The sequence below is a fragment of the Rhizobacter sp. P3_B12 genome (assembly GCF_056402895.1).
Genome location: NZ_JBFUGN010000251.1, coordinates 1 through 7,202, shown reverse-complemented (window position 1 = coordinate 7,202; position 7,202 = coordinate 1). Strand labels below are relative to the sequence as shown.

5 protein-coding genes are annotated in these 7,202 nt (G+C 69.0%); 3 read left to right on the top strand and 2 right to left on the bottom strand.

Annotated features, from left to right (window positions below; translation table 11 throughout):
• The 3 genes from AC1D01_RS14995 to AC1D01_RS14985 form a co-directional block, all read left to right on the top strand.
• Positions 1-1,690 (top strand): ATP-binding protein (locus tag AC1D01_RS14995; protein WP_477867525.1); only part of this gene is annotated, 1,690 nt, incomplete at its 5' end.
• Positions 1,691-1,766: 76 nt separating this feature from the next.
• Positions 1,767-3,737, top strand: a complete 1,971-nt coding sequence (locus AC1D01_RS14990) for an acid phosphatase (RefSeq protein ID WP_477867522.1) — start codon at positions 1,767-1,769, stop codon at positions 3,735-3,737.
• A 176-nt stretch (positions 3,738-3,913) separates the two neighbouring features.
• Positions 3,914-4,453 (top strand): STAS-like domain-containing protein, encoded by a 540-nt coding sequence (locus tag AC1D01_RS14985; protein ID WP_477867520.1) that lies wholly within the window; start codon positions 3,914-3,916, stop codon positions 4,451-4,453.
• Between the two features lies 1 nt (position 4,454).
• Here AC1D01_RS14985 and AC1D01_RS14980 read toward each other — a convergent pair whose 3' ends face one another.
• Positions 4,455-5,177, bottom strand: coding sequence for an ABC transporter ATP-binding protein (locus AC1D01_RS14980; RefSeq protein ID WP_477867518.1), 723 nt, complete (start codon positions 5,175-5,177; stop codon positions 4,455-4,457).
• A 10-nt stretch (positions 5,178-5,187) separates the two neighbouring features.
• Entirely contained in the window at positions 5,188-7,110 is a 1,923-nt protein-coding gene (locus AC1D01_RS14975) for a branched-chain amino acid ABC transporter ATP-binding protein/permease (RefSeq protein ID WP_477867516.1), read from the bottom strand.
• Positions 7,111-7,202 lie beyond the last annotated feature (92 nt).

The window sequence follows — 7,202 nt, the reverse complement described above, 5'->3', positions numbered from 1 at the left end:
GATGACCGGCGTGCCCTTCGCGCTGCTGGTGTGCTGGGGCCTGCTCCCCTACGACACGCCGCTGCAGCTGGCGGTCTGGTTCGCGATGCGCTGCACCGTCTCCGGCGTGCGGCTGCTGCTGCGCCAGCGCTTCTTCGCGCAGGCCGAGCCGGCGAGCCGGCCATGGCGCGGCCGGCTGCTCGCGGTGCTGGCGGTCGACGGCTTCGTCTGGAGCCTGGCGGTGGCGTGGCTGAGCCCGCCGCACCACCCCGACATCGTCGCGCTGATGGTGGCCTCGCTGGTCGGCGTGTCGGCCGTGGCGCTGTTCGTGCTGCAGGCCGCGTCGTCGGCGTGCACGGCCTTCCTGGTGCCGCTGCTGTTGCCGGTGGTGGTGGTGCAGGTGCTGCAGGATTCCCGGGCCGGGATGTTCATCGCGATCGGCGTGCTGCTCTTCCTCGGCCTGATGCTGTGGGAGGCGCGCCGCGCCGAGCTGCGCATCCGCGAGCTGCTGCGGCTGCGCTACACCACCGACCGCATCGCCGAGGAGCGCGCCGAGGCGCTCGCGCTGGCGCAGCGGCAGAGCAGCGTGAAGAGCCAGTTCCTCGCGACGATGAGCCACGAGATGCGCACGCCGCTGCACGGCATCCTCGGGCTTGCGCGATTGCTGCGGCGCCAGCCCGAGGTGCCGACCGCCGCGCAATGGGACGTGATCGAGCGCGCCGGCGAGCACCTGCTGGCGCAGATCAACGACATCCTGGATTTCTCGCACCTGCAGGGCGGCACGATCGCGCTCGCCCAACAGCGCTTCGACCTCGCGCAGCTGATCGACGACGTGGTCGCGCAGTCGTCCCCCGCGGCGAGCGAGCGCGGGCTGCTGCTGCAGGCGCGCCTGTCGATGACGCGCCCGGCGCTGGTGGTGGGCGATGCGGCACGGCTGCGCCAGGTGCTGCAGCAGCTGCTCGGCAATGCGATCAAGTTCACCGAGGCCGGTTCGGTCACGGTGATCGCGAAGCACCACCCGGTGCGCGGGCGGGTGCGCATCGACGTGCGCGACACCGGCGTCGGCATCGCGGCGGTCGACCGTGGTCGCATCTTCGATGCGTTCCAGCAGGGCGACAACTCGTTCCGCCGCCGCTATGGCGGCACCGGCCTGGGCCTGACGATCGCGCGCGAACTGGCGCGCGCGATGGATGGCGACCTGGTGTGCACCAGCGTGCCGGGCGAGGGTTCGAACTTCCGCCTGACGCTCGCGCTGCCGACGGCGCCGGAAGACGCGCCGGCCGAGCCCGCCGTCGCGACCGGCGAGCGCAGCGGCCGCCTGCTGAGCGGCCATGTGCTGCTGGCCGAGGACAACCCGGTGAACGCGCTGGTGGCCGAGGCGGCGCTGCAGGGCCTGGGGCTGTCGGTGCAGGTGGTGAGCGACGGCGAGCAGGCGGTGGCCGCGTTCCAGGCGCGCCGGCCCGATCTGGTGCTGATGGACTGCCAGATGCCGCTGATGGACGGCTTCGAGGCGGCGCGCCGCATGCGCGAGCACGAGCAGGAAGCCGGCGATGGCCGGCGCACGCCGATCGTCGCGCTGACCGCCAACGCGATGGACGGCGACCGCGAGCGCAGCCTGGCCGCCGGCATGGACGACCACATGGCGAAGCCGTTCAGGGATGACGCGCTGTGGGCGACGCTGCGGCGGCTGCTGGTGCAAGGCAGAGACTGACAACCGCGAGAGGAGCGTCATCGAGCTTTCATCAGGCGTCGCTAGAGTCCGCCGGTTTTCAACGGACGACCTCCCCATGCAGCACCCGCTCCCCCGCCGACGCCAGCTGATCGCCGCATCGATCGCTTCCCTCTTCGCACTGGCCGCGTGCGGCGGCGGTGGCGACGGTGGCCCTGCGGACGGGGGAACCGTCTCCGCCCCGCCGGCACCGCAAGGCCTGGGGCATGCCGACACCGCACCCGTGGCCGATGCACAAGCGGTGCCGCCCTTCGTCGACTTCGCCTACACGAACCAGCGCGGCGACGCCCGCTATGCAACCCTGGACACGAACGCCGGGGTGCGCGCCGTCGCGGGCTTCCTCGACATCTGGAAGCCGAGCACGCTGATCGTCGATGCGGGGGCCAGCGCCGCCGCGAACGGCAGCTTCCCTACGGTCGTGGCGTCGAACTGGAGCGGCCTTCCGGCCGACGCCACCGACGGCACGGTGCTCAGCACCGGCACGCACGCGGCGAACATCCAGTACGTCGTCGACCTCACGTCCCGGCGCACCGCCGCCCAGGAGCTGGCGGCCTACCTCGACGACCGGCGCGGCAAGGGCTACAGCGTGACCGACGGCCTCGGTCCCTTGACGAACGCATGGCGCACCGCCGCCCAGCAGACCACCACCATCTCGAGCATCGCGGCCGACGCGAACAGCGTGCTCTACAACGACGGCGGCAACAACATCGGCGTGGGCGGCAGCGGCAACGCCAGCTTCGGCAGCGTCGTCGACTTCATCGGCGCCATCGGCACCAATGCCTCCACCGAGCCGGCCAAGCGCTTCTACAAGTACGCGAGGCCGTGGCGCTGGAGCACGAGCGTCGTGGTGGCCCCATCCCTGGTGCCGGCGAAGAGCACCACGCCGGCCACCGACGGCGGCTACATCAGCGGCCACTCCGCAGAAGCCACGCGCGATGCGATGGCCATGGCCTACGTGTTTCCCCAGCGCTTCCAGGAGCTGCTGGCGCGCGGGCTGGAGCTCGGCGAGAACCGCATCCTGGCCGGCATGCATTCGCCGCTCGACGTGATGGGGGGGCGCATTCTCGGCCAGGCTTCGGCGGCCGCGAACATCGTGGACCCCGCCAACGCCGCGCTGAAGCAGGCCGCCTGGTCCCAGGCGCAAGGCACGCTGATGGCCGCCGCGGGCGTGACGACGGCCGACGCGCTCAATGCCTTCGCACACTCGGCCGACACGTCGACCGATCGCTTCGCGGATCGCGCCGCCAGCCGGGCCAACTACCTGCGTCGCCTCACCTACGGGCTCCCACCGATCGGCGACACCGGCAAGGCGGCCACGGTTCCCAAGGGGGCCGAAGCTTTGCTGGAAACACGGCTGCCGTATCTCGATGCGGGCCAGCGCCGCGTGGTGTTGAAGACCACAGCGCTGCCGTCGGGCCACCCCGGGCTCGATGACAAGGAGGGCTGGGGCCGCCTGAACCTGTTCGCCGCCGCGGACGGCTACGGCGCATTCAACGGCGACGTGACCGTCGGCATGGACGCATCGCTCGGCGGCTTCAGTGCCGCGGACGCATGGCGCAACGACATCTCCGGCGCCGGCAAGCTCACCAAGGCCGGCACGGGCTCCCTGACGCTGGCCGGCACCAACACCTACTCGGGCGGCACGGAGATCGCGGGCGGCTCGCTGGTGGCCGGTTCGGCCACCGCCCTCGGGGCAGGCGACGTCTTCGTCGGCGCCGGCACGCTCGTCTGCAGCGCACCGTCCACGCTGTCGATCGGCGGGGCGCTCTCGGTGCTGGGCRGCGCCAACCTGACCCTGCAGGTCGGCGATGCGGGCGCCGGTCGCATCAGCGCCGGCGGCACGGTGACATTGACGGGCGGCACGCTGACGGTGACCTTCAAGCCCGGGTTCGCCCCGAGCATGGGCGACACCCTGAGCGTGCTCAAGGGCACGAGCCTGCGCGGCAGGTTCAGCACGATCTCGGTGACCGGCTACAAGGTCACGCCGACCTACACGCCCACGCAGTTGCTGCTGAGCATCGACGGCTGAACTCGAGAGATTAACAACTATGATCGGCAAGGTTAACAACTTGGCACTGCCATGGCTGCGCCGCGCTTCATTGCCTTCGACGATCTGATTCGCCAAGTCACGGTCGACGTGACGGAGCACCCGCGCGACTTGAGCCGCTTGTATTGCGAGCGGTATCAGATTTCGCGCGTCTCGAGTTGGCCAAAGGCAAGTTGACAACCGATCCCAGCAAGCACTCAGGCGAGGGCATCTTCTTCACGAGCCGGATGTTCGACAGCTTCGCCATCGATGCCAACAACCTGTACTTCAGCCACGATGACGCGGCCCCGCATGATTGGCTGCTGGAGGAACCTGGCGTCTTTCCCGACGGGACCACGATCCGCATGCGAATCGCCCTCGACAGCACTCGCACGGCGCGAAGTGTCTTCGAGCAATACATGGACGCACCCGAGGATTTCGGCTTCAACAAGACCGTGGTGCCGATGAAACTCGCGCAGTACGGCGACGAGCAACTGATCTCTCGTTCGCAGGCCAAGCGCCTGATCGCCCGGTTCGACCGCTTCAAGAGAGTGATGCTGGATTTCGAGGGCGTCGCGGAGATCGGACAAGCATTCGCCGACGAACTCTTCCGTGTCTATGCACGAGAACACCCCGACGTCGACCTGCTCCCCATCAACTACACCGAACAGATCGAACGCATGTGGTTGCGTGCCGTGAACAGCGACATCGGCACCTGACTCAGTGCCCACCGCCCAGGTACGCCGCCTTCACCGCCGGATCGTTCTTCAGCCGCTCGGCCGGGCCATGCACCGAGATGCGGCCGTTCTCCAGCACGTAGCCGTAGTCGGCGACGTTCAGTGCCGCAGCCGCGAACTGCTCGACCAGCAGCATCGTGACGCCTTCGCTCTTGAGCCGCGCGATGATGCGGAACACCTCTTCGACGAGGATCGGCGCGAGTCCCATCGACGGCTCGTCGAGCAGCACGATCTCGGGGTTCAGCATCACCGCTCGCGCCATCGCGAGCATCTGCTGCTCGCCGCCCGACAGCGTGCCGGCCAGCTGCTCGCGCCGCTCCTTCAGCCGCGGGAAGAGTTCCAGCGCGCGTTCCAGGTCGGCCTTCACGTCGCCGCGCGGGCGGCTGCCGGTCAACCGCGGAAAGGCGCCGAGCGTCAGGTTGTCGGTCACCGTCATCGTCGCGAACACGCGCCGGCCTTCGGGCGAATGCGCGAGGCCGCGCTTGGCGATGTGGTACGACTCCAGGCCGTCGATGCGCTGGCCGTTCAGGCTGATCTCGCCGGCGCTCGGCTTGATCATCCCGGAGACGGCGCGCATCGTCGTCGTCTTGCCGGCACCGTTCGAGCCGATCAGCGTGACGACCTGTCCCTTGGGCACCTCGATCGAGATGCCGTGCAGCACCTGCACCTTGCCGTAGCCGGCTTCGAGCTTCTGGATGGTCAGCATGTCGTGGTCCTCAGGCCGCCTGGCCACCGAGGTAGGCCTCGATGACTTTCTCGTCCGCCTGCACCTGTGCGGGCAGGCCCTCGGCGATCTTCTGCCCGAAGTCCAGCACCGACACGGTGTCGCAGATGCTCATCACGACGTCCATGTGGTGCTCGATCAGGATCACCGTGATGCCGTGTTCGCGGATCTTGCGGATGATCGAGATCAGCTCCTTGATGTCGGGCGCGGTCAGGCCGGCGGCGGGTTCGTCGAGCAGCAGCAGCTGCGGGTCGAGCGCGAGCGCGCGCGCGATCTCGAGCAGCCGCTGCTTGCCGTACGGCAGGTTGCGCGCCTCCTCGTGCACCAGGTCCGCGAGGCCGACGAACTCCAGCAGCGCGAGTGCACGTTGCGCTGCGGCGCGTTCTTCGCGCCGGTAGCGCGGCGTGTGCACGGCGACGTCGACGAGGTGGCTGCGGAAGGTGTGGTGCAGCCCGACCTGCACGTTCTGCAGCGCCGTCATCTCGCCGAACAGCTGCACGTTCTGGAAGGTGCGCGCGATGCCGGACAGCGCGATGTCGGCCGAGGTGCGCCCGACCAGCGAGCGGCCGGCGAACGCGAGCGTGCCGCCGGTGGGGGTGTAGATGCCGGTCAGCACGTTCATCATCGTGCTCTTGCCCGAACCGTTGGGGCCGATCAGGCCGTGGATGGTGCCGCGCCGCACGCTGAGGTCGACGTTGTTCAGCGCCTTCAGGCCGCCGAACTGCATCAGCACGCCCTGCGCGACGAGCAGCTCCGGCGCGCTGTGCTGGGCGGCGGTCGAGACGGCATCCTTCGGCGCGCTGGCGGCGTCGAGGGCGGGCACCTCGACGCGGCTGTGCCAGTTGAGGGCATTGCGCAGGAAGCCGATGATGCCGTCCTGCAGGAAGTACACGACGAACAGCGTGATGACGCCGAAGATCGACAGCCGCCAGTCGGTCATCGTCGTCAGCACGAAGGACACGCCGGCGAGCGCGATGCTGCCGAGCACCGGCACGGCCACCGAGCGCAGCGTGGCCTTGCCCTTCTTCAGCGCGAAGGCGGAGCCGGCGACCACGCCGATCGCGATCAGCACCGCGACCCAGCGGAACAGCTCGATGTCGTCGAGCAGCTTGGGCAGCATCACGATGATGGCGGCGCCGAGCAGCGCGCCGCTGCGCGTCTTGCGCCCGCCCATGATGATGGCCAGCAGGAACATCACCGTCAGCTCGAAGTTGTAGGTGTTGGGCGAGATGTACTGCTCGGAGTAGGCGTAGAGGGAACCCGCCAGGCCGGCCAGGCCCGCGCTGATCACGAAGGCATAGACCTTGTAGCGGTACACCGAGACGCCCATGCAATCGGACGCGACCGGGCTGCCGCGCAGCGCCTCGAACGCTCGGCCGAGGTGCGAGCGCAGGATGCGATGGACCACGATGAGCGACGCCACCAGCATCGCGACGACCACCCAGTAGTAACCGCGTTCGCCGAGCTGCAGGCCGAACAGCATCGGCTTCTCGAGCTTGATGCCCATCGGGCCTTCGGTGAGGAAGCTCATCTCGTTGATGAGGATCTGCACGATGGTGCCGAAGGCGAGCGTGACCATCGCGAGGTAGGGGCCGGTGACGCGCAGTGCGGGCAGTGCGAGCAGTGCACCGAACACCGCGGTGACGGCGATCGCGGCGGGCAGCGTGATCCACAGCGGGGCGGCGAGCTTCATCACGAGCACGCCGGCGGTGTAGGCGCCGATGCCGAACAGGCCGGCATGGCCGAGCGAGACCTGCCCGGTGTAGCCGACGACGATGTCGAGGCCGAACAGCACGATCGCGTAGATCATGATGGTCTCGACGAGGTGGATGTAGTACGGGTTCTCGATGCCGAGTGGGAAGGCGATCAGTGCTGCGACTCCGATGGTGGCCGCGATGAGGGTTTGGCGTTTCATGTGTTGCTTCTGCGTGTCGCGGCGGGTGTCGGGCTGGCCGGGGGGCTCATGCCGGGGCGGTCGGTGCCCCGGGGGCACCGACTCCACTGCGA

What these genes read in the sequence shown, in the direction of transcription:
- AC1D01_RS14975 (WP_477867516.1), bottom strand. Translation starts at nt 7,110, where the DNA reads ATGAAACGCCAAACCCTCATCGCGGCCACCATCGGAGTCGCAGCACTG.
- AC1D01_RS14980 (WP_477867518.1), bottom strand. Translation starts at nt 5,177, where the DNA reads ATGCTGACCATCCAGAAGCTCGAAGCCGGCTACGGCAAGGTGCAGGTG.